Genomic DNA, 22,214 nt, shown 5'->3' with positions numbered 1-22,214 from the left:
TGTCTGGATGGGGAAAGAAGTTCTGTATCAACTAAAGCCCCTCGGCCAGGGCCGCCACAGGGCTTTCGTCGTGGTTGTGTCCGGTATTCCAGACGAGGGCCGGAGGCTATTTGACGGGGCGGCCGTGAATGCGCACAGAGAGTTCATCTGCCACTTTCTGGACGCGGGCAGCCAGCACCGGCCACTCCTCCGCGGGCAGCTTGTCCTCCAGGAAGGTGACCGCGACGGCGGCCGTGGGCCACCCAAGATGATCCGTGACAGCGGCGGCGATGGAGCCGAAGCCCGGGGTCACTTCGCCATGCTCGGTGGCGTACCCGCGCTGCCGGACCTGGTCCAGGTGGGAGGACAGGGCCGAGTACTTCATGATGGCTCCCTCCACTTCGTGGCGGGCAGTGAAGGCCGCGGCGTTGGGATAGAGCGCACGCACCTGGGATTTGGGGAGGGCGGCCAGGATGGCGCGGCCGCTGGCGGTGAGGTGGCTGGGAAGGCGGACGCCGACGTCGGTCACCAGGGACGGCCGGTTCTTGGCCCGCTCCTCCACGATGTAGAGCACATCCCGCCCGTGCAGCACGGCGAGGTGCGCGCTCTCGCCAATCGTGTCCACGAGGCCCGCAAGCAGGGGCCGGCCGAGGCGCGACAACGGCTCCTGCCGGGAGTAGGCAGAGCTCAGCTCGAAGGCACTGATGCCCAGCCCGTACCGTTGCTCCTCGTGGAGATGCAGCACGAAGCCGTTGGCCTCCATCACCCCCAGCAGGTGATAGACGCTTGACCGCGGCAGGTCCAGGCTGGAAGCGATCTGTGACGCCGCCATTGGACCCCGCCGCGAAGCCAGCAGCTTGAGGATGCGCAGGGTGTTTTCGGCGGCAGGAACTTTCGACGACGCCTTGGCCGACGCGCGGGACGCCTGCGTTTCGGTGTTGGGTGTTGGAGCGCCTCGTGTTGCGGCGCCTAGTGCAGTGCTCATGGAGTGGAAGGATCTTTCTGGCTAGCTCTGTCCGGTATCCCGTACTTAAGCTTGCGGCCGCTGGCAGGCGTTGACGACCCCCAATCCTGGTCAGTTGTCTGTAATACCAGACGCGCTAGCTACCGCTCTTCTGGTGAGCGCCACCGTTCACCGGTCTGGCGTTCGCTGGGGGTTCTCCGACCTCGTCGATAGTGTGGCCGCTGCAGGCGGTCTTAGTTACGGTGGCCTGCTGGACACGCGACACGCTAAACCATCTCATTGCGTCGCGCATCAGGCACCATCCAACTAAGTACCACTGGCCGTTCGTGGAGGCGAACAGCACGGGCTCCACATCACGGGTTGTTGTGGCCCCTTCTCCCGAGGTGTAGACAATGCGGATTACCCGCTGTTCGGACATCGCTTCCTCCAACGCCGATTTGGTCGCGCGCGAGGTCGAGGGAAGCGAGTTAACCCACACACGGCGGGCCAGATCGTCCGCTCTTGCCCGGGTCCTGGGATCGAGGACGTCCAGGATTTTCCGGATACCAGCTGCTGCCAGGTCAGCGTAGGGGGCATCCGACGCAGCGGACACAGCCGCCATGAGTGCAACAGCCTGCGCCGGAGACAGGCTGACGGGCGGAAGGGAGGAACCGATTGCCAACCCGTACCCACCACCTGGACCTGGACGTGACCAAAGAGGCGCACCGCTGTTCTCCAGCGCATCGAGATCCCTCTTAACGGTGCGCACAGACACCTCGAACTCTCTCGCCAACTGTTCGGCGGAGACACCCCTCGCGCCGCTGCGGCGCAACATCTCCGATAGCGCATGGAGCCGTTCCGCCCGCTTCACAGCTCAAACCCAAGCAAATTCATGACATAAATAGTGACATAGCGTTGTCCACCGCGCCTGCGAAAGTTGTGGCATGACAACCGCTACGAGCAGTCCGACCATCATTCTCATCGCTGGCCACTGGCTTGGCGCCTGGGCGTGGGATGACGTTCTTGAACACCTGGATAACCACCACCTCCATGCTCTGGCGATGACGCTGCCCGGCCTTGACGCGGACGATCCGGAGCGTTCAAGTAGGACCTTGGACGCCCAGGCTGACGCGATCCTGGGTGTCATCACTGAACACGGCAATCAGCCTGCAATTCTCGTCGCCCACAGCGGGGCTAACGCGCCCGTCAGCCTCGTTATGGACCGACACCCTGAGCTTGTCCACCGGGTAGTGTGGGTCGACTCCGGCCCGGCGGCGACGGGAAGTGTCTTCGCCCCAGACCTCCCGGAGGAATTGGAGGAGCTTCCACTGCCGCCCTTCGACGTCCTTGCACAGCAGACAAGCCTCGAAGGCCTGAGCGCAGAGGTCCTCGAGCAGTTTCGGGCCCGGGCCGTCCCTGAGCCCGGCCCCGTGCTTCGTCAACCCATCGAGCTCACCAACGGCGGCCGCCGCAAAGTCCGGACAACCCTGATCTGTTGCTCAATCCCCAGCGCCCAGGTGCTGGAGCTGGCCCAAACCGGTCATCCCATGTTCGCTGAAGTCGCGAACCTGGAACACCTCGACATCATTGATCTCCCGACGGGCCATTGGCCAATGTGGAGCAGTCCCCGGGACCTCGCCAAGGCCATTCAGTCAGAGGCTTTTCGAACCAACTGAGCTGCACGCGCAACATGTAGGGGCAGCCGAATCCAGCTGGCCCGGCCCTGTTCCATCAGAACACCTACGTGGCGCCCGGGAGCGCTGGTGCCCTCAGCTCGTCGAAGTCCAAAAACAAGTTCCACTCCGGAAAAGGATCGGCGGGGAGTTGGTAGTTCCAGGGGCCGGGGTCGTCGGGGACGCCTAGCTCCTCAAGCAAGCCGGGGTGTTCGGGTACGTACACGTCCGGCCACTCCAGTGCCCGTGTTGAGGTCTCCCGTTCCGAGGTGTCGCCGAACAACGCCAGGAGCCATTGTGGCCAGTGTGTTGGTTCGGTGTCTGGGTGTTCGGGTTTGTAGTGGCGGCCGGTGGGTGAGGTCCAGCCGGGTGGGTCATTGTTGGTGGCCGTACCTGGTGTCCATGGGCTGTGGTGTTTGAGCCGGTGATGTTTGGGGCAGAGTTGGGCCAGATTGGTGGTGCCGGTGGTGCCGCCGTGTTCCCAGGCTTGGAGGTGGTCGGTTTCGTTGTCGGGGGTGTGGTTGGTGCAACCGGGGAAGGTGCATTTGGTGTCGCGCATCCTGATCCAGCGTTTGATGGTCTCCGTCAGCCGGTAGTTCTTCCTGCCGATTTCCAGCGGTGCCCCGTCCCTGGGGTCGACCAGGACCCGGTAGAAGGAGTCGGCCCCGTCGGCGACGAGTTTCCGGGCCATGGACGCCGGGATTGGTCCCATGCCGTCCAGTACCGCCGGCTCATCCGTCGCACCCAGCAGGGAGAGTACCGGCACCATGACCAGGACATCGGCCCGCGGCGTGGGTACTTCGCCGAGTTCGCTTGCTGTTCCTGATCCGAGGAGCAGTGATGCTGCGATGTCGGGGCGGAGTTGGGTGATGGTGCGTGGTTCGTTGGGGCCCTGCAAGCCGCGGGCGGTGGCGGTGGTGCGGTTCCAGATGGCGCATGCGGTGTCGCCGGGGAGGTGGAGGGAGATCCAGGCCATGCCGTCGCGGTCGAGGGTGTATTCCATGCGCCGGTCGGCAAAACCTTTGGCGTGGCGTCTTTCGATGGATTCGGGGTGGTGGCGTTCACGCCAGCCACGGACCTTAGCCCGGAACCGGGACGGGACGAGTTCACCCGGTGCGGCGCCGCGGGCGGGGTGGGGTGCGTCGGGGTCGAAGAAATGCGCCACCAACTTCACCGCGCCCTCAGGAGTTAGGCCTTCGGTTTCATCGGCGATGACCTTGGCGTGCTGCCAGGACATGTCACCGGCGGCCAGGGCCTCGAACACGGGTGGGAGGGAGCAAACTTTCCGGGACTGTTCCAGGAACGCCCCGGCGGCGGCGGAGCTGATGGTCAGGACCCCGGCGATCTCCTCCACTACGGACATCTCCGTGTAGGTGCGGTCGTGCAGGGACGCGTCCGGCGGTGTCATGGCCTGCTGAAACCCGACGGCCTCGGCTGAGTCCCGTGCCTTCATCGCGGACAGCCGCGCCTCCAGGCGTGCCGTGACCTCCAGGCGTTCCAGCCGGATCTCATACCGCCGCTGCAACACATCAATGCCTGTACCAATGGAGGCGCCGGAAGCCAGGGAAGCGTCCTCGAGCTCCAGGGCAGCGAGGGCAGCAACAGAGGCATGAACACCTTCCAAAACCGCCCCAACACCGCTGCCGCTTGCCATACCCCTATCATCCATTGACCCACTGACATTCAGACTCCGGGGCTGCCGGCCGCCAGGCCCCCTGCAGCTCGGTCGTGCCTCAGCGCCTCAAGCCTCGCGCCGCCGTCGTACGCATCTCACGGCCGACAGTCTGTAACCGAAGACACCAACCCCGCGTGAGCCTCATCACGGCAGGGCCGAAAATGGTCTGCTGGTTACCGGCTCCCCTCCCAAAGACGAGAAGGTAACTCTATGCAACCCACCCCAACCCGGACCCAAAGTCCGGTGGAAAAGCAAAACCCGGCACCCGTCGTCGGACAAGCCCTTAGCCGTGGCCTGAATGTCCGGCACATCCGCTTCATGGCCCTCGGCTCGGCCATCGGTACCGGCCTTTTCTATGGCTCGGCCTCGGCGATCCAGAAAGCCGGCCCGGCCGTGCTGCTGGCTTACATCATCGGCGGCGCGGCCGTGTTCATGGTGATGCGCGCACTCGGCGAGATGGCGGTGCGGCACCCGGTATCCGGGTCCTTCAGCCAGTATGCGAGCCGCTACCTGGGCCCCCTTGCCGGCTTCGTAACCGGCTGGACGTACGTTTTCGAGATGGCGATCGTGGCGATCGCCGACGTCACCGCCTTCAGCATCTACATGGGTTTTTGGTTCCCACAGGTGGACCGCTGGATCTGGATCCTGGCTGTCATCTGCTTCCTGGCCGCGTTGAACCTCCTCAGCGTGAAGGTGTTCGGCGAGCTCGAGTTCTGGTTCTCGCTGATCAAGGTCGTGGCCATCATCGCCATGATTGCCGGCGGTGCAGCGCTCATCGTGTTTAGCTTCCAGACCGCCGATTCCCCGGTCGCTCCGGGCCTGGGCAACCTGGTTGAGCACGGGGGCCTGTTCCCCAACGGCTTCGAAGGCCTCCTGGCATCCTTCGCCGTGGTGATGTTCGCCTTCGGCGGCGTGGAGACGCTGGGCATCACGGCCGGCGAGGCTGCCGATCCCAAGAAGGTCATCCCCAAGGCCGTCAACACCGTCCCCGTCCGCGTGCTGCTCTTCTACGTCCTCACCCTGGGCGTCCTGATGAGCCTTTTCCCGTGGGACCAGGTAGGCACCAGCGGCAGTCCGTTCGTTCAGATCTTCAGCAGCCTGGGCATCCCGGCCGCGCCGCACATCCTCAACGCGGTGGTCATCACGGCAGCCCTCTCGGCCATCAACAGCGACATTTTCGGCGCCGGACGCATCCTCTTCGGACTCTCCAACCAGGGCCATGCGCCCGCCGCCTTCGGTAAGGTCTCCCGACACGGCGTCCCCTGGATGACCGTGGTCATGATGGCAGGCATCCTGCTGGTGGGCGTAGTCCTCAACGCCGTCATTCCGGAAGACGTGTTCCTGGTGATTGCCTCTATCGCCACCTTCGCCACGGTCTGGGTCTGGGTGATGATCCTGGCGTCCCACGTGGCCATGAAGCGGGAAATCGCGCGGAAGGGCCTCCCGGCGTCGGAATTCCCCTCGCCGTGGTGGCCTGCCGCTTCCGTGCTCACCATCGCCTTCATGGCGCTGGTGATCGGCGTCCTGGGTGCCTTCGAGGACACCCGGATCGCCCTGTACGTCGGCGCGGTGTGGCTGGGGCTGCTGGTCCTCGCCTACCGTTTGTGGATCAGAGGTGACGGACGACGGCGGGCCCACCTTGAGGACGAAACCTCGCCGCTGCCGGTGGTCTCCTCCTAGGCGGCCTTGGGGAACACTCCCGCGCCGGCCAGCCCCGAGCGGGGAGCCGTCTCCACTTTGGCGCAGATCCAGCGCCCCAGTTCGGTGGCCGCCCGCGGGTCTATCGAGGTGGCAAACCCTGCTCGTTCCAACATCCACGCCAGGTCTTCCGTGGAGATATTGCCGGCCGCGCCGGGGGCAAACGGGCAGCCGCCCAGGCCTCCCACGGCACTGTCAAAGACCCTGACCCCAGCAGCCACGGCCGCATAGGTATTCGCCAAAGCAGTGTGGCGCGTCTCGTGCAGGTGGGCGCGGAGTGACACGTCCGTTTCCGATGCCAGGGCGGTAAAGACCTCGCCCACCTGCCAAGGGACGGCGCAACCGATGGTGTCGGCCAGGGCAACTTCGGCCAAGTGGGCCCTTTGAAGCGCGCTTCGGACGACGGAAAGAGCCTGTTCCGCGGGCACGTCGCCCTGGTACGGGCAGCCAAAGGCGACGGCGGCCGTGACGGTGAGCGGGATGGCCGAAGCGGCAGCAATTCCGGACACTTCCTCAAGGGCATCGAGGGCGGCGGCCACCGTGGTGTTCTGGTTGGCCGCCGCGAAGGCATCCGTTACGGGAAGGACGTAGTTGATCTCGTCCACCCCTGCATCCACCGCCCTGTACGCGCCCCGGGTGTTCAATACGAGGCCGATGTAGCTGGCTCCCGCATCCCGCGGCACCCCGGCCATGACGGCGTCGGCGTCAGCCATCTGCGGAACCTTTTTGGGATTCACGAAGCTCACTGCCTCGATCCGTCTGGCCCCCAAGGCGATCAGGTCGTTGATGAGGCGCAGCTTGTCGTGGGTACTGACTGGAACCTTTTCATTCTGCAGCCCGTCCCGGGGACTGACATCCACGATGGAGACTGCGCCCCTGGACTTATCGCTTCCCGCAATTCCGTTCATCAGATCGCACCTTCATCCTTGGCATCCTGCAGTTCTTCGGCGCTGAGCTTGAGTAGGCCCGCGTAGACGTCGCTGTTGTGCGAACCGGGCGCCAGAGGCCCGTTCCATGCGATGCCGCCACGGGTCCGGGACAGCTTGGGGATGATGCCCGGCTGGACCACCGTCCCCAACTGTTCATCGGCAACGTCCACCAGCATCCCGCGCGCCCGGAGCTGTGGGTCCTCGAAGATGTCCTCGATGGTACTCACGGTGCTGTTGGGAACAGCGTGCCGGTCAAGGCACGCCACCAGTTCCGAGTGGTTGAAGCCTGCGGCCCATTGGGCGATCAGTTGTTCCAACGCCTCCTGGTTGACGCCGCGCGAAGCGTGGTTGCTGTAGAGGGGGTCGGACGCCAGCTCCGGGGCGCCCATCGCGGCAGCCAGCCGCACGAACACCGAGTCCTGGTTGGCAGCGATCACCACCCACTTTCCGTCGCTGGAGCGGAAAATATTGGACGGCGCTATCCCCTTCAGTCCGGAACCGCTGGGGCCCGGCACAACGCCCGCAGCCGCGTAATCGGGCACGGCACTTTCCAAAAGGGAGAAGCAAGCCTCTACGAGGGACACGTCCACAACCTGCCCCGTCCCTCCCTTGGCATCCCGCCAGTACAGAGCCAACAGGATTCCCTGCAGCGCGTAGAGCGAAGCGAGGCTGTCCCCCAGCGAGATGCCTGTCCGTGGCGGCGCCTGGTCCGGATATCCATTGAGGTGGCGCAGGCCGCCGCGGGCCTCGGCCACGGAAGCGTAGCCCGGTTTGTTCGCGTCCGGTCCGGTCTGGCCGTAACCGGAGACCCTGGCGATCACCAAGCCCGGATTGGTCTGCCAGAGCACTTCGGGGGAAAGACCTAGTTTCTCGAGTGTTCCGGGTCGGAAATTCTCCAGGATGACGTCGGCTTCCCTGCAAAGTTCCAGGAACAGCTCACGACCGCGGGGTGACTTGAGGTCCAACGTCACGCACTTCTTCCCCCGTGACTGGACCGACCACCAGAGGGTGTGGCCCTCGATTCGGGCCCGGCCCCATTCGCGCATGGGATCGGGACGGTCAGGAGACTCAATCTTGATGACCTCCGCACCGAAATCCGCCAGTTGCCGTCCCGCAAAAGGGCCCGCGATGAGTGATCCGAGCTCCAGTACACGCACGCCGGCGAGCGGTCCGCCGACTGCGCCCGTGGCGTCACCGGGATCAGGAGTACCGCCGGACTTAGCAGCAACGCGCCGGGTACCGGTCTGGGGCGCAGGTCCGGAATCCGGGTTCTGAGCACCGCGCATCTCCCCGGCGGGTGCGGATTGTGAAGTTTCCACCATCTTTGGGACTCCTGTTCTGCCGGCAGCCGGTGTCCGGGCCGCGTTGCCCGGCCTGCCGTGGATCGCGAAACATCGTTGGCACGATAACTCATATTGTGGACCCAAAATCACAATGTGGATAGAGGGATCCGGGAACCGGCCCTACTGGGGGATAGTGCCGCCGATCACCCGGGTGCCCTCCTCGGCGGCCGCCAGCACCTGCTCCACCCAGGACGCGCAGACGTCGAAGGGCATCCTCAGCGCGGGACCCATCACCGTCAGGGCCCCGAAGAGTTCACCCTGCGGCCCGAAAATCGGAGCCGAGATTCCGCTGGCGCCTGACACGCGCTCACCGGTGGTGATGGCGAAACCATCGGCCCGGACTTTGGCGACCGACTCCTCCAGGCTCGCGGCATCGGTGATGGTCTGGTCCGTCAGGGACGCCAGGCCGGACCGGTACACGTGCTCCGCGACTTCCGGGTTCCAAGCCAGCAGCACCCGCCCCGCCGCACCGACGTGCAACGGCATGATTTCACCGACGCTCACCACCCTCCGGAGCATGCGGCGGGTCTCGGCCAGGGCGATGCAGACGCGCTTTCCCTGGGATTCGCGGAAGATGCAGGCTGTCTCACCCAGTTCGTCACGAAGCCTCCGCAGCACGGGGGTCAGCAGTTCCAGGAAGTCCAGGCCCTGGGTTGCCGGCGCTGCCCAGTGGGCCATCCGCACCCCCACCCGGTAACGGTCGCCGTGCCGGTCCAGGATCCCTTCCTGCACCATGTTCGCCACCAGCCGCTGCACCGTGGAGTGCGGCACGCCGGTGCTGGAACGGATCTCGGCCAGCGACAACTCGGGCCGGGCGAGGGAGAAAGCATCAAGGATGGCAGTGATCTTTCGAAGGACCAACAGGGGCGTGGCCGACGTTTCGCTGGAGCTCATGGGGAAAGTGTATGAGCCACGGAGGCGTTGAGTGTGACCGAAGTAACTGTTAGCATCAGGTCCACATCATGATGGAGAACCCACGATGTGGCAGGTATACACCTGCTGATGAGCAGTACCAACGGAGTCCGTACACGGGACTCTGGACGCGGACCGATGCACCACCATCGTTCCGACAGCGTGAACCAGCAGGGGGAAACAAGCGGCCGGAGTTGGCCGGGAAGAGGCAAAGATGCCAGCTGCACAGCCAGCCACGTCCGGATATGCCGTGGAGCTCACCGGGTGCACCAAACAATTTCCAACATCCGGAGGCGAGACCTACTTCGCAGTCCGCGACATCGACCTGAAGGTTGAACCCGGCCGCTTCGTCTCAATCGTTGGCCCGACTGGATCAGGAAAGTCCACCATCCTGAACATGGCGGCAGGCCTCCTGACTCCCAGCTTCGGCGAGGTCAAGAGCTTCGGTGAACCCGTGACCGGCGTGAACCGCCGTGCATCCTACATGTTCCAGCAAGACGCGCTGCTGCCATGGAAAACCGTCATCGACAACGTCAGCCTGGGCCTCACCATGGCTGGCGTCTCCAAGGCCGAGGCCCACGCAGAATCGCGGCGCTGGCTCGAAAAGGTGGGCCTCAAGAACTTCGCCGACCGCTACCCGCACCAGCTCAGCGGCGGCATGCGCAAGCGCACGGCCATCGCCCAGGCCTGGATCGTCAATCCGGACATCCTCCTCATGGACGAGCCGTTTTCCGCGCTCGACGTCCAGACTCGCCAGATTATGGAAAACGAACTCCTGCAACTTTGGCAGGAATCGGGCAAGGCGGTGGTCTTCATTACCCACGACCTCGACGAAGCGATTGCCTTGTCCGACGAAGTGGTCATCCTGGGCGCGGGCCCCGGGAGCACCGTGGTGGGAAGCTACGAAATCGACATTCCGCGCCCCCGCGACCTGCTGGACATCCGGGATGACCCGCGCTTCGTTGCCCTGCACCGGGAGATCTGGGGCCGCCTGAAAATCGAAGTCTCAAAGACCTACGAAAGCGCCATGGCAGAGGAAGGTGAAGCCGCATGACCATCCTCGGTTCTCGGAAGCCGGGTCCGCGCGGGAACGGCTCTCCCGGCAGCACCCAGGACCGCAGCCCCGCCAGCCGGTCCACCCGCCGGGGAGAAATGTCACCCCTGGCCATGCGGAGCATCCAACTCCTCCTCACGGTCCTCGTGCTGGGAGCGTGGGAGGTCCTGGGCCGGGCCGGGGTGATTGATGAATTCTTCTTCCCCCTTCCCTCGGACATCTTCCAGACCGTGTGGCTCTGGGTGTCGTCAGGGTTCGTGTTCCCCCATCTTTGGGTGACCATGCAGGAAGCCATCCTCGCGTTCCTGGTGGGGGCCGCCGTCGGACTCCTCCTGGGTTTCATCCTTGCCCGGGTCCGTTTCCTGGAACGGCTGCTGGACCCCTTCCTCCAGATGTTCAACGCGCTCCCGCGCGTAGTCCTCGCTCCAATCTTCCTGCTCTGGTTCGGGCTGGGCATCTGGTCCAAGGTCGCTTTCGGCTTCACCCTGGTGTTCTTCATCGTCTTCTTCAACACATTGGAAGGCGTCAAGAGCGTCGACCGGGTCCTGGTGGACAACGCCAAGATGCTGGGGGCCAGCGAAAAGCAACTCCTGCGCCACGTCTTCATTCCCAGCGCCCTCACGTGGATCTTCTCCAGCCTGCACATCAGCGTGGGCTTCGCCATCACCGGCGCAGTGGTCGGTGAATACCTGGGAGCCTCGGGCGGCATGGGCTACGCCATTGCCCAGGCCCAGGGCGTCTTCGACACCAAGGGCGTCTTCGCCGGGATGTTCATCCTCATGATCGTGGTCCTGATCATCGATCTCCTCGTCAACCGCCTGGAGCGGCACCTCCTCAGATGGCGCCCGGTCCGGTCCTCCTGACCAGTCCTCACAGCCAAAAGCCGCCTCACAGCGCAAACTTTCCAAAACCGCCTGAAAGGGATACCCATGACAGACAAAGCAACCCGGCGCCGTGGCCGGGTCTTCCTCCGGCCGCTGACCCTGATTGCTGCCGTTGCCGTGGCACTCTCGGCCTGCGGCGCCCCCGCCGCAGCCCCTCCCGGCCAGAGCGGATCAGCCGCGGCCGGCGGCGGAGGCGGGGGCGGCAAGGTGGTTATCGGCGTGGGCGGCCAGACCCTCCTGACCTACCTTCCGACGACTCTGGCCCAGCAGCTTGGGTACTACAAGGATGAAGGCGTGGACGTCGAGCTCCAGGACCTCCAGGGCGGCTCGAAGGCCCTGACGGCCATGGTCGGCGGCAGCACCAACGTGACAAGCGGCTACTACGAGCACACCATCCAGATGCAGGCCAAGAACCAGCAGATCAAGGCCTTCGTGGACATGGGCCAGTCGTCCGGCCTTGCCCTGCTGGTGGCGCCGAAGAACGAAGGCCAGATCAAGACCATTGCCGACCTCAAGGGCAAGAACGTCGGAGTGACGGCCCCGGGCTCCTCCACGGACATGTTCGTGAAGTTCCTGCTGGCCAAGAACAACATGCAGCAGTCCGATGCAGCGGTGTCCGCCATCGGCGCGGGATCTTCCGCCGTTGCCGCTGTTGAGCAGGGCCAGGTCGACGCAGCCGTGATGCTCGAACCGGACGTATCGGTCCTCACCAAGCGCATTGGCCACAATCCTGTAGTGCTGGAGGACGTGCGCACCTCCGAGGGGCTGAAGGAAGTGTTCTCCACTGATTCCTGGCCTTCCGCCTGCCTCTATGCCAAGACGGACTGGCTGAACCAGAACAAGGACACGGCGGCCAAGCTGGCCAAGGCCATCAAGCGCACCCTTGAGTACATCAACGGTCACTCCGGGGCCGAGATCGCGGCCAAGATGCCGGAAAGCTTTGCCGGCGGAGACAAGGAGCTCTACGCCAAGGTCATCGATGACCTCAAGAAGACCCTGAGCAAGGACGGCACTTTCACTGAGGACGGCGTCCAGGCGGTCCTGAAGACCCAGCAGGTAGCCAACCCGGACGTGGGGAATAAGGAAATCAAGCTTTCCGACACGTACACCAACGACCTCGTGAAGTAGCTGCTGCCGACGGCAGCGAACCACGCCCGGCGAGCAGCTTAAAAACGAAAGGTGCCCGGTCCCCCAAAGGGGCCGGGCACCTCGCCGTTTCTGTCCTAGGCGGAAGCAGCGGCGGAGCTGACCGCCTGGCCCAGCGACGTCGTCGGGCGCCCGATCAGCCGGCGCAGGTCGCCGGTGCTGACCAGGAGATCGCCGCGCGCAATGCCAAGGTCGGAATCCGCAAGGATTTCAGCGAAAGCCTCCGGCACGCCAACACCAGTGAGCACGCCAACGTATTCCTCCGCGGGCAGGTCGTTGTACTTAATGGCCTTTCCGGTTGCGGCGCTGATCTCCGCAGCCAGGTCCGCCATGCTGAAAGCGTCATCGCCGCCCAGTTCGTAAACCTTGCCGGCCTGGGCGTCGGCCACCAGGACTGCGGCGGCTGCGTGGGCATAGTCCACCCTGGCAGCCCCGCTGACCTTGCCCTCGCCGGCACTGCCCGCGAGCGCTCCCTGGGCAAGGGTTCCGGGCAGCTGCTCCGTGTAGTTCTCCAGGTACCAGCCGTTGCGCAGCAGCACGAAGGGCACCCCGGATTCACGCAGCAGCGCCTCGGTTGCCTTGTGCTCATCGGCCAGCTTCATGGCCGTGGTGTCCGCGTTGGCGATGCTGGTGTAGGCCAGCAGCTCCACGCCCTCCGCCTTGGCGGCTTCAATGACGGTCCGGTGCTGCTGGACCCGCTGTCCCACTTCGCTGCCGGAGATGAGCAGTACCCGTTCGGCGCCCTTGAGGGTGGCTGCCACTGAGTCGGCGTCAGCGTAGTCCATAGGCTTCACCTGCACCCCGCGCTCGGCGAAGTCCGAGAGCTTGCCCACCGAACGGCCGGCCGCGACGATCTCCTCCGCGGGTACGCCCCGCTCCAGGAGGGCTTCCAGAACGTGGCGGCCCAACTGTCCAGTGGCGCCGGTAACAACAATGCTCACGATGATTCCTTTCGGTATTTGCTCTGCCGAAGGGCACAACCACCGCCCGCAGAAAGAACTTCCCCAAAGGGAGTACGCACTTTAAAGTAAGGTACTGACCTTTAGGTAAGCTGGCTGCATGGAAGCAGCTCCCCTACCCTTGGCCTTTAGCGACGGCGTGTTCCCGGCAGGGTGCCCCAGCCGCGTCGTACTGGACCACATCACCAGCAAATGGGGCGTCCTGATCCTGCTCGCGCTGTCCGAGGGTGAACAGCGGTGGAGCGACCTGCGGCGTCGGGCCGAGGGCATCAGCGAAAAAATGTTGGCACAAACGTTGAAGACATTGGAGCGTGACGGCCTGGTGAGCAGGAACGCGCAGCCGGTCATTCCACCGCGGGTGGACTACAGCCTCACCGAGCGGGGCTACGAATTGAGCGCGCTCCTGGTACCGCTGGTGGCGTGGGCATTCGAGAACGCAGAGGAGATCGTCAACGGGACCGGAACAGGCAAGTAGCCGGCCTCCGCAACTCGAGTACCTGTTACTGGTGTGACTGATGTGAATAATGCTTAGCGTAGGAGTACGGTGGCGGCCGGAATGGGAGGACCATCCTCTGCTGGGAGCGTTCCGCCAACCAGCACCGTTAGCAGGCGGCAGGCTGCCGCTTGGAGGAGTTGGTCACGTGGCCAAGGACTATGCACAGGATCTTTCGGATATGGGCCAGCCCGTCAGCCTTGGCACTGCCCTCGCAGGCGCTTGGGGCCGGACTTGGGCGGCCTTCGAACCGCGGTGCCCCTACCGCATTGGGGACACGGTGATAGGGGACGACCCCTTCAGCGGCAGGCGCGAAGGGGTCGTCGTCTGGAAAGACCGCCGGTCGGTGGGAGTCAAGACGCCGTACGGTGTCTTCTTTTTCGACCACCGGCTGGTCAAGCCTCTGGACTAGCGTGCTAGCGTGCGGACCAGCCGCCGTCCATGGTGTAGCTGGCGCCGGTGACCATGCCGGCGTCGTTCGATGCCAGCCACGCCACCAGGGAGGCCACCTCTTCCGGTTCCACCAGGCGCTTGATGGCGGCTTCGGTGAGCATCACCTTGGACAGCACCTCGGATTCGGGGATGCCGTGCACCTGGGCCTGGTCCGCGAGCTGCTTCTCTACCAGCGGCGTGCGCACGTAGCCGGGGTTGATGCAGTTGGAGGTGACACCGTGCGGTCCGCCCTCCAGCGCCGTCACCTTGCTCAGCCCCTCCAGGCCGTGCTTGGCAGAGACATAGGCGCTCTTGAACGGGGAGGCCCGAAGACCGTGCACCGAGGAGACGTTGATGATGCGGCCGAACTTGTTGGCGTACATGTGCGGCAATGCGGCGCGGATCAGCAGGAACGGCGCCTCCAGCATCAAAGTGATGATCCGGCGGAAGTCCGCGGGGTCGAAATCCTCGATGGGGCTAATGCGCTGGATTCCTGCGTTGTTGACCAGGATGTCGCAATCCAGGCTCAGGCTGGCCAGGGCGTCTACGTTCAGCAGGTCAATGCCCCATGCGCTGCCGCCCACCTCATCGGCGAGGGCCTCGGCAGCAGCGGCATCGACGTCGGCCACCACCACTTTCGCGCCGCGCGCGGAGAGTGCGCGCACGCAGGCCGCGCCGATTCCACTGGCACCGCCGGTGACCAGCGCCTTGCGTCCATTCAACGTGTTGTCCATTCCAGTTCTCCTTTGTACACCCACGATTAAAACGCTTCAGTTATCCGGGGTGGGAGGCCCAGCCCGGATAACTGAAGCCCGGCAGCCGGCTCAGCGGCGTCCGGCGGTCAGCAGCCCCTCGCGGGCAGCATCTTCCTTGTCGACGTCCTCCAGCGCAACGCCCTTGGTCTCCTTCAGGCTCAACACGGCCACGGCGGTGATGACACAGGCGACCACCAGGTAGATGGCGGTTGGCAGCCAGGACCCGGTGTCCTTGAGCCACTGGGTGGCCAGCAACGGCGCCAGTGAACCGGCGAAGATGGACGTTACCTGCGAGCCCAGGGATGCACCGGAATACCGCATGCGGGTGGGGAACATTTCGGCCATGATGGCCGGTTGCCCGGCGTACATGAGGCCATGCAGGATGAGGCCGATGGTCACGGCCAGAACGATGACCACGGCGTTGCGGGTATCGAACATGGGGAAAGCGAAGAACGGCCAGGTGGCTCCGAGGATGGCGCCGGCCAGGTAGACGGGCTTGCGGCCGATCCGGTCCGCCAGGCGTCCGTACTGCGGGATGATGGCGAAGTGGATAATGTGCGCGATCAGCAGTGCCAGCAGCAGCGATGAAGTGTCGTACTTGTGCACGCTCTTGAGGTAGACAATCGAGAAGCTGACTACCAGGTAGTACATGATGTTTTCCGCGAACCGCAGGCCCATGGCCTGGAAGATGCCCTTGGGGTACTTGCGGAGCACTTCGAAGACGCCATAGCTGACGGCCTGTTCCTTTTCGACCAACTCCTTCGCCTCGAGGAAGATGCGCGACTCGCTGACGTTGGTGCGGATGTAGTAGCCCACGAAGACGATTACGGCGGAGAGCCAGAAGGCCACGCGCCAACCCCAGCCGAGGAACGCCTCACTGCTGAGGGTGGTGGACATGATGTACAGCACCAGGGTGGCCAGCAGGTTGCCCACCGGGACGGCGGCCTGCGGCCAGCTGGACCAGAAGGCGCGGGTCTTGTTCGGGCTCTGTTCGGCCACGAGGAGGACTGCTCCGCCCCATTCGCCGCCCAGCGCGAAGCCCTGGATAAAGCGCAGGGCCACCAGCAGCGCCGGGGCCAGGTATCCGATGTCGGCGAAACCGGGGAGGCAGCCCATCAGGAACGTGGACACGCCGATGATGACGATGGTGAGCTGCAGCGTGGGCTTGCGGCCCAGCCTGTCTCCAATCTGGCCGAAGACGATGCCGCCCAGCGGGCGGGCGATGAAGCCCACGGCATAGGTCAGGAAGGCCTGGATGATTCCGTCCAGGTCATTCCCTGTGGCGGGAAAGAAGTACTTGCCGAACACCAAAGTGGCGGCAGTGGCGTACAGGAAGAACTCGTACCATTCCACCACCGTGCCCACCATCGATGCGGCAACAACCCTCTTCAGTCCCGATTCCTTGGGTGCACGCCCGGCATCCGTTGCCCGGCCTTGCTCAATGCTCATGGTTCTCCTCAGTGTCCACATTGACACGCGCTGTGATCTCCAGCACAAGTGACTCAGATGAGTATTGCTGCACAAAGAGGGCACTTCAATGGCCAAAACAGCACTATGTGTGTGCACAATTGCAGATATGAAGGCGAACCCCGACGACCTGCTGGTCCTGCTTGCGGTGTCCCGCTCGGCAAAATTCACGACGGCGGCCCAGGCCCTGGGCTTGAACCACACCACGGTCTCGCGCAGGATCGCCTCGCTGGAAAAGGCACTCGGCGGCAGGGTCCTGTCCCGCGCAGCCGGTGGCTGGGAATTGACGGAGCTTGGCGAACAGGCGGTGCGGGCGGCGGAGCAGGTGGAGGCGGTGCTGGGCACGCTGGGACCGACGGGCCAGGCACACGACGCGATTGCCGGCGTCGTACGCATGACCGCAACGGATGGCTTCAGCGCCTATATTGCCGCCCCGGCCGTGGCGCGGCTGCGCCGGGACCACCCCGGCCTCAGCGTGGAAGTGGTGACCATGACCCGCCGGGCCCTGCAGCAGCGGTCCGGGCTGGACATCGAGGTGGTGGTGGGCGTGCCCCAGGTGCACCGTGCCGAGGCCATCCGGCTGGGCGAATACCGGCTCGGCATGTACGCCTCGCGCACCTACCTCGAGGAGCACGGAACGCCGGCCACAGTGGGAGAACTCAACCAGCACCCACTGGTCTACTTCGTGGACTCAATGCTGCAGGTGGACGACCTCGACGCGCCGCGCCGACTGGTCCCCGCCATGCGGGACGGCCTTACCTCCACCAACGTGTTCGTCCATGTGGAGGCCACCCGGGCCGGCGCCGGCGTTGGGTTCCTGCCGTGCTTCATGGCAGACCTCCACGATGACCTGGTCCGGCTCCTGCCCGACAAGATCGGCGAACTGCTCCCCTACTGGATGGTCCTGCGCCCTGACTCGCTGCGCCGCCCGGCGGTTGCCGCCGTCGTGCAGGCACTCCAGGACCGGATGGCTGAGTACCGCGAAGCGCTCCTGGGGAAGCAGGAATCCTCATCGACTGCTGAGTAACTGCCGTTTTGGACGCTGAAATTAAAAAGGGCCCACGCCGGCAGGGTTACCTGGCCGAACTTGTGAGGTCAGGGGGCCGGTGGGGATCAATCGATGGGGTGGGAGCGGGGTCGTGACGGACCGGTGCTCCGGCGGCGAACGCCCGGACCTGCGCATCGTCCCAGAGGTGCGCGGGGACGGCGCCGCCCAGGAGCCGGCGGCGCAACTGGGGGTCGTGGCCGAAGGGCACATCGCTGCCGGCCATCACCATGTTTCCGTAGCGCCTGCCCTTGAGCATGGCGGGGTCGGCGATGATCACGGTGTGCTTGAAGGCTGCCGCGATAGTGGCGGCGTCTTCCCGCGCGTTCTTGAGGTCCGGGGCATCGCCGGAATTGGCCACGTACAGGCCGCCCGGCGCCAGGACCCGCTTGGCGTGGGCAGTGAACTCCGCCGTGGTCAGCGGGCGCGGGGTGTGGGCGCCGGCGAAGACGTCCCGGATGATGAAGTCCCTGGTCTGGGCAGTGAGGGTTTCCGTTACGGCGCGGGCCTCCCCCACGCGGATCCGCAGCACGGGCGCCTTGGGAAGGTCGAACCAGCCGCGCACGTACTCGGCCAGCTTCCCGTCCAGTTCCACCACCACCTGCCGGGCGTCCGGGTAGACGGCCGCGAAGTAGCGCGCCATGGAGCAGGCCCCGCCGCCCAGGTGCAGCCCACGGAGTTTGTGGCCACCCCCGGCCGGGGAACCAGCAGACGACGACGGCGGCCAGCGGGACTCGATGAGCGCCGCCATCCACCGCATGTACTCGAAGTCCAGGAACAGCGGATCGGCCAGGTCGATGTGGGAGCTCATGACGCCGTTGATCTTCAGGAGCCAGCCGGTGGAGTTGTCCTGGTCCGCGACCAGCTCGCAGTCACCGGTGTCGATGTAGTACACACCCTCCACCGGGCCGGCGGGGGCAACGCCCTTGGGCACCTCCACCACACCCGGCGCGGACCGGGCCCGGCCGCCTGACTTTCCGCGTTTGCCCATTACCCGTGCCCCGCTTCAGTCATCCCTCAACCCTAGTTGACCGGGCTGGCTGCCCCCTTGCCGTCCCGGATCCGGTTCACCACAGCCGTGGTGGACCGCTCTGCCACGTAGTCCAGGATGGCCACGCGGCCGCCGTACTCCTCCACGGCCGGGGTCTCCTCCAACATTTCGGGGGTGTAGTCCCCGCCCTTGGCGTACACCTCGGGCCGGAGCCTGCGGATCAGCGGCGTGGCCGTGGGGGTGTCGAATACCGTCACGTAGTCCACGCAGCTGAGGGCCGCCACCACTGCTGCCCGGTCCACCCCGTTGTTGATGGGCCGGCCGGCACCCTTGAGCCGGCGCACGGAGTCGTCGCTGTTCAGGGCCACCACCAGGACATCACCCAGTTGTTTGGCCTGGTTCAGGTAGCGGGTATGGCCGCTGTGCAGCACGTCGAAGCAGCCGTTGGTCAGCACGATCCGCTGGCCCTGGGCCCGGTGCAGCTCCATTTGCCGCTCCAGCTCATCCGCGCTCAGCGCCGTGTCCGCGAAGGCCTCCAGGTACCGGCTGAGCTGGGCGGTGCTGCACACGGAGGTGCCGGGCTGGTGCACCACCACATCGGCGGCCGACTGGGCCAGGTCCAGGCTGGCGGTCAGCGGAAGCCCGGCTGCCCGGGCCAACGTCAGGGCCGCCACAAAGGTATCGCCCGCCCCGGAGGCCTGTTTCTCGGCTGCCGGCCGCGCCCACGTGCGGTGCCGCACGCCGTCGGAAGTCAACAGCACGGTGCCGTCCCGGTCCAGGGTGACCACCACGGCGCGCGCACCGGTTCCCCGCAGCAACGCGGCGGCTTCGGCGCCCACCGCGTCCACCCGTTCCTGGCCTTCCGGCAGTTTCCGGTCCAGCAGCTGCGCGGTCTCCTGCGCATTCGGGGTCACTAGGTCAGGCTCCAGGGCAGCCCACGGGCGGGGGTCGTGCGCGTCAACCACCACGAGCGGACGGTCGGTTCCGGCATTCCCGCTGCCCAGGACATCGGCAAGAGCCGAGCGGACAGGGTCCGCCACCACGCCGGTTCCGTAGTCGCACACCAGCACAGCATCCTGGCGATCGACGGCGGCACGCACCGACGCGGTGAGCGCGGCGAGTGCTTCGGCAGGGACAGCTTTGGCTGAGTCGTCGAGGCGCAGCATCACCTGGCCCCCGCTGCTGATCCGGATCTTGGTGGTGGTAACCATGTCCGGGTGTGTGAGCAGGTGCTGGACATCGATGCCTGCGGCCGCAAGCTGCCCGCGCAGGTCCTCACCGGCGTCGTCGGCGCCGACGATGCCTGCCACCGACACCTTCGCTCCGAGGGCGGCCAGATTCATGGCGGTGTTGGCCGCCCCGCCCGGAACCGATTCGCGGGTCTGAATGTCCACCACCGGCGCCGGGGCTTCCCGGCACAGCCGGTCAATGCTGCCGCTCCACCAGCCGTCCAACATGACGTCACCGATCACCAGGATCGAAGGCTGCTCCGCGGCCAGCCGGCCGGGCAGCCAGTCGGACAGCGCCCGCTGGGTGGAGAGATCGGCGTGTTCCGGGGAGGTGCTCATGGCAGGTCCTGTTCCTCGGGGACGGAGCCTGCAGGTGCCGGCGGAGCTTCGATGTGCACCACCTTGACCTGGGTGAACTCGTCCAGCAGTTCGGGCCCGTAGCCGAACCCGGCACCGCTCTCTCCGCGGGGCTGGGCAGCGCCTCCGGGTGCGCCGCCGAACACTGCGTTGACCTTCACGGTTCCCACGGGCAGCGCGGCCACTGCCTGCTGGATGTGTGCGATGTTGCCGCTCAGGACAGTGGCGGCCAGGCCGTACTTGCCGCTGCAGGCCAGGCGCAGGCCGTCGTCGAACGTGTCCACCACCTGCACCGGGGCAACCGGGCCGAAGGTTTCTTCCGTCATGACCGCCATGTCGTCGGTGCAGTCGAGCAAGACGGTGGCGGGGTAGAACGAGCCCGGCCCCTCCGGCAGGGCACCGCCCTCAAGCGCACGCGCGCCCTCCGCCAGGGCATCGGCAACGTGGGCATGGACAGCGTCCCGCATCCGCAGGTCCACCAGCGGCGCCACGGTGCCGTTGCTGTTCCGGAGCGCTGCCTCTGCCTCCAGGGCGCTGCAGAATTCCTCGGCAATATCGCGGTGGACATAGATCCGTTCCACCGAGGTGCAGATCTGCCCACTGTTGGCGAACGCGCCGATCGCCGCCTGCCCGGCAGCCCACGCCGGGTCCACGTCGCGGTCCACCAGCAGGGGGTCGTTGCCGCCGTTTTCCCTGATGACGTGGGCACCCGTGCGGGCTCCCGCCTGGGCTATCCGGGCACCGGATGCGCTGGAGCCAACATGGGCAATGACGTCCACTTCTGCCTGGGACAGGGCGGCACCCACTCCGGCCCCGCCGGAAATGGTCAGGAAGACGCCGGAGGGGAAGGCCGGGGCCAAGACCTCGCCAAGCGCCTCGCCCAGGCGCGGACAGCGCTCACTGGGTTTGTGGATCACCGCGTTGCCTGTGACCAGCGCGGCGCCGATCAGTCCGCAGGCCACGGCTACGGGGTCGTTCCACGGGGTCAGCAGGACTGCCACTCCGCGCGGTTCAGCGATGGTGTAGTCGGTGGCTGAGCGGCTGCCGCGGAGGCTGTGACCGCGCTGGACCGGGCCCAGCTCGGCGTACTGCTCCAGGGTGGAGACGCCGGCGGCGATGCCTGCCAGTGCCTCGGCTTCCGGCCGTCCGGTTTCGCTGGCGTTCAGGCCCGCGAGCTCCTGGGCTGCTGCTTCGAGCGCCTTCGCCGCGGCGCGGAGGGCTGCGCCACGTTCGGCGGGAGCTGTTGCTGCCCAGCCGGGTGCAGCCCTGCGGGCCACGCCCACGGCATGGTTTACTGCGTCCGGTCCCGCTTCGGGAACTGTCCAAAGCACCTCTCCGGTGCGCGGGTCCTGGATGGTGACGCCGGCGCCCTGGGCTGTTTCGTTGCCTGCGGTTGTTTCGATGGCTGTGGTGGGCATGGTGTTCCTCCCGCCTTTCGGTGCTGGATGAGTTGCTGCTGGTGGTCCTGCTGTGGCCGCACCAGTTGGGTGCGGCCACAGCAGGTGGTGCGGCCGGTTCCGGCTTAGGGCCAGGAGCCTTCTTCCTCGTGGCAGATCAGCATTTCGCGGACCTCGCAGCCGGTGGGCTGGTTGAGGGCGAACAGGATGGCCTGCGCAGTGTTGGCGGGGTCGTTGAGCCGGGAATCATCCTGCGGCTTGTACTGCTCCGTCCGGTCATCGAAGAAGCGCGTCTTCATGCCGCCGGGGATCATGGTGGTCACGCCGATTTCGCCACCGGTTTCCGCAGCGAGCGCGTGGCTGAAGCCCACAACGCCGAACTTGGAGGCGCAGTAGGCGGTGGCATCGGCCACGGCGCGCTTGCCAAGGGTGGAGGCGACGGTGACTACCCGGCCGTGGGTTTCCTTGAGGTAGGGCAACGCCGCGCGCACGGTGGAAACGGTGCCCATCAGGTTGACCCCGATGACCTTTTCCCATTCGGTGGCTTCGACGTCGGCGAGCTTGCCGCAGCGGTCGATCCCGGCCGCCGTCACCACCGCGTCCAGGCCGCCCAGGGTCTCCGCGGCTTCACGCACGGCCTGCTCCACGGCGGCGCGGTCCGCCACATCCACTTCGAACGCCTTCACGCCGGAGACGCTGCTGATGTCGCGGTCCAGGACCACCGGGGTGCCGCCAGACCGGAGGACGGCTTCGACGACGGCGGCCCCCAGTCCGGAGGCACCTCCCGTTACCAGGACGCGGCCAGGCGTGGTGGAGGCAGTTGCAGTTGGTTCTGCAGTCATGGTGTTCCTTT

Annotated in this window: 21 protein-coding genes; 8 read left to right on the top strand and 13 right to left on the bottom strand. The window is 65.7% G+C overall.

Annotated features, from left to right (window positions below):
- Nucleotides 1–106: 106 nt before the first annotated feature.
- On the bottom strand, nt 107–964 hold the full coding sequence (locus JCQ34_RS02145; RefSeq protein WP_286401347.1) for an IclR family transcriptional regulator: 858 nt from the start codon (nt 962–964) through the stop codon (nt 107–109).
- A 115-nt stretch (nt 965–1,079) separates the two neighbouring features.
- Nucleotides 1,080–1,793 (bottom strand): helix-turn-helix transcriptional regulator, encoded by a 714-nt coding sequence (locus tag JCQ34_RS02140; RefSeq protein ID WP_286401345.1) that lies wholly within the window; start codon nt 1,791–1,793, stop codon nt 1,080–1,082.
- Between the two features lie 73 nt (nt 1,794–1,866).
- Between JCQ34_RS02140 and JCQ34_RS02135 the strand changes: the two genes are divergently transcribed.
- Nucleotides 1,867–2,598 (top strand): alpha/beta fold hydrolase, encoded by a 732-nt coding sequence (locus JCQ34_RS02135; protein WP_286401342.1) that lies wholly within the window; start codon nt 1,867–1,869, stop codon nt 2,596–2,598.
- Nucleotides 2,599–2,662: 64 nt separating this feature from the next.
- On the opposite strand, the gene JCQ34_RS02130 is transcribed toward JCQ34_RS02135, so the two are convergent.
- Nucleotides 2,663–4,249, bottom strand: coding sequence for an HNH endonuclease signature motif containing protein (locus JCQ34_RS02130; protein WP_286401340.1), 1,587 nt, complete (start codon nt 4,247–4,249; stop codon nt 2,663–2,665).
- Between the two features lie 231 nt (nt 4,250–4,480).
- On the opposite strand from JCQ34_RS02130, the gene JCQ34_RS02125 reads away from it, so the two are divergent.
- A complete protein-coding gene (locus JCQ34_RS02125; RefSeq protein ID WP_286401339.1) occupies nt 4,481–5,950 on the top strand; it encodes an amino acid permease in 1,470 nt (489 codons plus the stop codon).
- On the opposite strand, the gene JCQ34_RS02120 is transcribed toward JCQ34_RS02125, so the two are convergent.
- The 3 genes from JCQ34_RS02120 to JCQ34_RS02110 form a co-directional block, all read right to left on the bottom strand.
- Nucleotides 5,947–6,876, bottom strand: coding sequence for a hydroxymethylglutaryl-CoA lyase (locus JCQ34_RS02120; protein ID WP_286401338.1), 930 nt, complete (start codon nt 6,874–6,876; stop codon nt 5,947–5,949). The two genes, JCQ34_RS02125 and JCQ34_RS02120, sit on opposite strands and share 4 nt — an antisense overlap.
- The gene (locus JCQ34_RS02115) at nt 6,876–8,219 is read right to left on the bottom strand and encodes a CaiB/BaiF CoA transferase family protein (RefSeq protein ID WP_286401336.1); all 1,344 of its coding nucleotides are present in this window, start codon (nt 8,217–8,219) and stop codon (nt 6,876–6,878) included. The genes JCQ34_RS02120 and JCQ34_RS02115 overlap by 1 nt, the downstream gene beginning before the upstream one ends.
- 141 nt (nt 8,220–8,360) lie before the next feature.
- The gene (locus tag JCQ34_RS02110; RefSeq protein ID WP_286401333.1) at nt 8,361–9,134 is read right to left on the bottom strand and encodes an IclR family transcriptional regulator; all 774 of its coding nucleotides are present in this window, start codon (nt 9,132–9,134) and stop codon (nt 8,361–8,363) included.
- Between the two features lie 232 nt (nt 9,135–9,366).
- On the opposite strand from JCQ34_RS02110, the gene JCQ34_RS02105 reads away from it, so the two are divergent.
- From JCQ34_RS02105 to JCQ34_RS02095, 3 genes are all read left to right on the top strand, one after another.
- On the top strand, nt 9,367–10,206 hold the full coding sequence (locus JCQ34_RS02105) for an ABC transporter ATP-binding protein (RefSeq protein WP_286401331.1): 840 nt from the start codon (nt 9,367–9,369) through the stop codon (nt 10,204–10,206).
- Nucleotides 10,203–11,069 (top strand): ABC transporter permease, encoded by an 867-nt coding sequence (locus tag JCQ34_RS02100; RefSeq protein ID WP_286401330.1) that lies wholly within the window; start codon nt 10,203–10,205, stop codon nt 11,067–11,069. Before JCQ34_RS02105 ends, JCQ34_RS02100 begins: the two co-directional genes overlap by 4 nt.
- 66 nt (nt 11,070–11,135) lie before the next feature.
- Nucleotides 11,136–12,218, top strand: coding sequence for an ABC transporter substrate-binding protein (locus tag JCQ34_RS02095; protein ID WP_286401328.1), 1,083 nt, complete (start codon nt 11,136–11,138; stop codon nt 12,216–12,218).
- Nucleotides 12,219–12,313: 95 nt separating this feature from the next.
- Here the strand turns inward: JCQ34_RS02095 and JCQ34_RS02090 are convergent, their stop codons facing one another.
- A complete protein-coding gene (locus tag JCQ34_RS02090; protein WP_286401326.1) occupies nt 12,314–13,177 on the bottom strand; it encodes an SDR family oxidoreductase in 864 nt (287 codons plus the stop codon).
- 118 nt (nt 13,178–13,295) lie between these two features.
- Between JCQ34_RS02090 and JCQ34_RS02085 the strand changes: the two genes are divergently transcribed.
- Nucleotides 13,296–13,670, top strand: coding sequence for a winged helix-turn-helix transcriptional regulator (locus JCQ34_RS02085; protein WP_286401324.1), 375 nt, complete (start codon nt 13,296–13,298; stop codon nt 13,668–13,670).
- A 166-nt stretch (nt 13,671–13,836) separates the two neighbouring features.
- Nucleotides 13,837–14,100, top strand: coding sequence for a hypothetical protein (locus tag JCQ34_RS02080; protein WP_286401323.1), 264 nt, complete (start codon nt 13,837–13,839; stop codon nt 14,098–14,100).
- A gap of 4 nt (nt 14,101–14,104) precedes the next feature.
- On the opposite strand, the gene JCQ34_RS02075 is transcribed toward JCQ34_RS02080, so the two are convergent.
- Together JCQ34_RS02075 and JCQ34_RS02070 are read right to left on the bottom strand one after the other, a co-directional pair.
- Nucleotides 14,105–14,854: a 3-hydroxybutyrate dehydrogenase gene (locus tag JCQ34_RS02075; protein WP_350310803.1), complete on the bottom strand. Its 750-nt coding sequence runs from the start codon at nt 14,852–14,854 to the stop codon at nt 14,105–14,107.
- A 90-nt stretch (nt 14,855–14,944) separates the two neighbouring features.
- On the bottom strand, nt 14,945–16,324 hold the full coding sequence (locus tag JCQ34_RS02070; protein ID WP_286401318.1) for an MFS transporter: 1,380 nt from the start codon (nt 16,322–16,324) through the stop codon (nt 14,945–14,947).
- A 127-nt stretch (nt 16,325–16,451) separates the two neighbouring features.
- Between JCQ34_RS02070 and JCQ34_RS02065 the strand changes: the two genes are divergently transcribed.
- Nucleotides 16,452–17,369: a LysR family transcriptional regulator gene (locus tag JCQ34_RS02065; protein WP_286401316.1), complete on the top strand. Its 918-nt coding sequence runs from the start codon at nt 16,452–16,454 to the stop codon at nt 17,367–17,369.
- A 46-nt stretch (nt 17,370–17,415) separates the two neighbouring features.
- Here the strand turns inward: JCQ34_RS02065 and JCQ34_RS02060 are convergent, their stop codons facing one another.
- The 4 genes from JCQ34_RS02060 to JCQ34_RS02045 all read right to left on the bottom strand — a co-directional run bounded on the left by JCQ34_RS02060 (nt 17,416) and on the right by JCQ34_RS02045 (nt 22,203).
- A complete protein-coding gene (locus JCQ34_RS02060; RefSeq protein WP_286401314.1) occupies nt 17,416–18,378 on the bottom strand; it encodes a spermidine synthase in 963 nt (320 codons plus the stop codon).
- Between the two features lie 32 nt (nt 18,379–18,410).
- Nucleotides 18,411–19,946 (bottom strand): D-glycero-beta-D-manno-heptose 1-phosphate adenylyltransferase, encoded by a 1,536-nt coding sequence (gene rfaE2, locus JCQ34_RS02055; protein ID WP_286401313.1) that lies wholly within the window; start codon nt 19,944–19,946, stop codon nt 18,411–18,413.
- Nucleotides 19,943–21,382: an aldehyde dehydrogenase family protein gene (locus tag JCQ34_RS02050; protein ID WP_286401311.1), complete on the bottom strand. Its 1,440-nt coding sequence runs from the start codon at nt 21,380–21,382 to the stop codon at nt 19,943–19,945. The genes rfaE2 and JCQ34_RS02050 overlap by 4 nt, the downstream gene beginning before the upstream one ends.
- Before the next feature lie 104 nt (nt 21,383–21,486).
- Nucleotides 21,487–22,203, bottom strand: coding sequence for an SDR family oxidoreductase (locus JCQ34_RS02045; protein ID WP_286401309.1), 717 nt, complete (start codon nt 22,201–22,203; stop codon nt 21,487–21,489).
- Nucleotides 22,204–22,214: the final 11 nt, after the last annotated feature.

Source organism: Pseudarthrobacter defluvii (genome assembly GCF_030323865.1).
GTDB classification, from domain to species: domain Bacteria; phylum Actinomycetota; class Actinomycetes; order Actinomycetales; family Micrococcaceae; genus Arthrobacter; species Arthrobacter sedimenti.
Note: the sequence above shows the minus strand (reverse complement) of the source record. Positions and strands in the feature narration are given on the sequence as shown.

What these genes read in the sequence shown, in the direction of transcription:
- JCQ34_RS02070 (WP_286401318.1), bottom strand. Translation starts at nt 16,324, where the DNA reads ATGAGCATTGAGCAAGGCCGGGCAACGGATGCCGGGCGTGCACCCAAG.
- JCQ34_RS02120 (WP_286401338.1), bottom strand. Translation starts at nt 6,876, where the DNA reads ATGAACGGAATTGCGGGAAGCGATAAGTCCAGGGGCGCAGTCTCCATC.
- JCQ34_RS02145 (WP_286401347.1), bottom strand. Translation starts at nt 964, where the DNA reads ATGAGCACTGCACTAGGCGCCGCAACACGAGGCGCTCCAACACCCAAC.
- rfaE2 (WP_286401313.1), bottom strand. Translation starts at nt 19,946, where the DNA reads ATGAGCACCTCCCCGGAACACGCCGATCTCTCCACCCAGCGGGCGCTG.
- JCQ34_RS02095 (WP_286401328.1), top strand. Translation starts at nt 11,136, where the DNA reads ATGACAGACAAAGCAACCCGGCGCCGTGGCCGGGTCTTCCTCCGGCCG.
- JCQ34_RS02135 (WP_286401342.1), top strand. Translation starts at nt 1,867, where the DNA reads ATGACAACCGCTACGAGCAGTCCGACCATCATTCTCATCGCTGGCCAC.
- JCQ34_RS02065 (WP_286401316.1), top strand. Translation starts at nt 16,452, where the DNA reads ATGAAGGCGAACCCCGACGACCTGCTGGTCCTGCTTGCGGTGTCCCGC.
- JCQ34_RS02110 (WP_286401333.1), bottom strand. Translation starts at nt 9,134, where the DNA reads ATGAGCTCCAGCGAAACGTCGGCCACGCCCCTGTTGGTCCTTCGAAAG.
- JCQ34_RS02115 (WP_286401336.1), bottom strand. Translation starts at nt 8,219, where the DNA reads ATGGTGGAAACTTCACAATCCGCACCCGCCGGGGAGATGCGCGGTGCT.
- JCQ34_RS02130 (WP_286401340.1), bottom strand. Translation starts at nt 4,249, where the DNA reads ATGGCAAGCGGCAGCGGTGTTGGGGCGGTTTTGGAAGGTGTTCATGCC.
- JCQ34_RS02100 (WP_286401330.1), top strand. Translation starts at nt 10,203, where the DNA reads ATGACCATCCTCGGTTCTCGGAAGCCGGGTCCGCGCGGGAACGGCTCT.
- JCQ34_RS02050 (WP_286401311.1), bottom strand. Translation starts at nt 21,382, where the DNA reads ATGCCCACCACAGCCATCGAAACAACCGCAGGCAACGAAACAGCCCAG.
- JCQ34_RS02105 (WP_286401331.1), top strand. Translation starts at nt 9,367, where the DNA reads ATGCCAGCTGCACAGCCAGCCACGTCCGGATATGCCGTGGAGCTCACC.
- JCQ34_RS02045 (WP_286401309.1), bottom strand. Translation starts at nt 22,203, where the DNA reads ATGACTGCAGAACCAACTGCAACTGCCTCCACCACGCCTGGCCGCGTC.
- JCQ34_RS02075 (WP_350310803.1), bottom strand. Translation starts at nt 14,854, where the DNA reads ATGGACAACACGTTGAATGGACGCAAGGCGCTGGTCACCGGCGGTGCC.
- JCQ34_RS02085 (WP_286401324.1), top strand. Translation starts at nt 13,296, where the DNA reads ATGGAAGCAGCTCCCCTACCCTTGGCCTTTAGCGACGGCGTGTTCCCG.
- JCQ34_RS02125 (WP_286401339.1), top strand. Translation starts at nt 4,481, where the DNA reads ATGCAACCCACCCCAACCCGGACCCAAAGTCCGGTGGAAAAGCAAAAC.
- JCQ34_RS02060 (WP_286401314.1), bottom strand. Translation starts at nt 18,378, where the DNA reads ATGGGCAAACGCGGAAAGTCAGGCGGCCGGGCCCGGTCCGCGCCGGGT.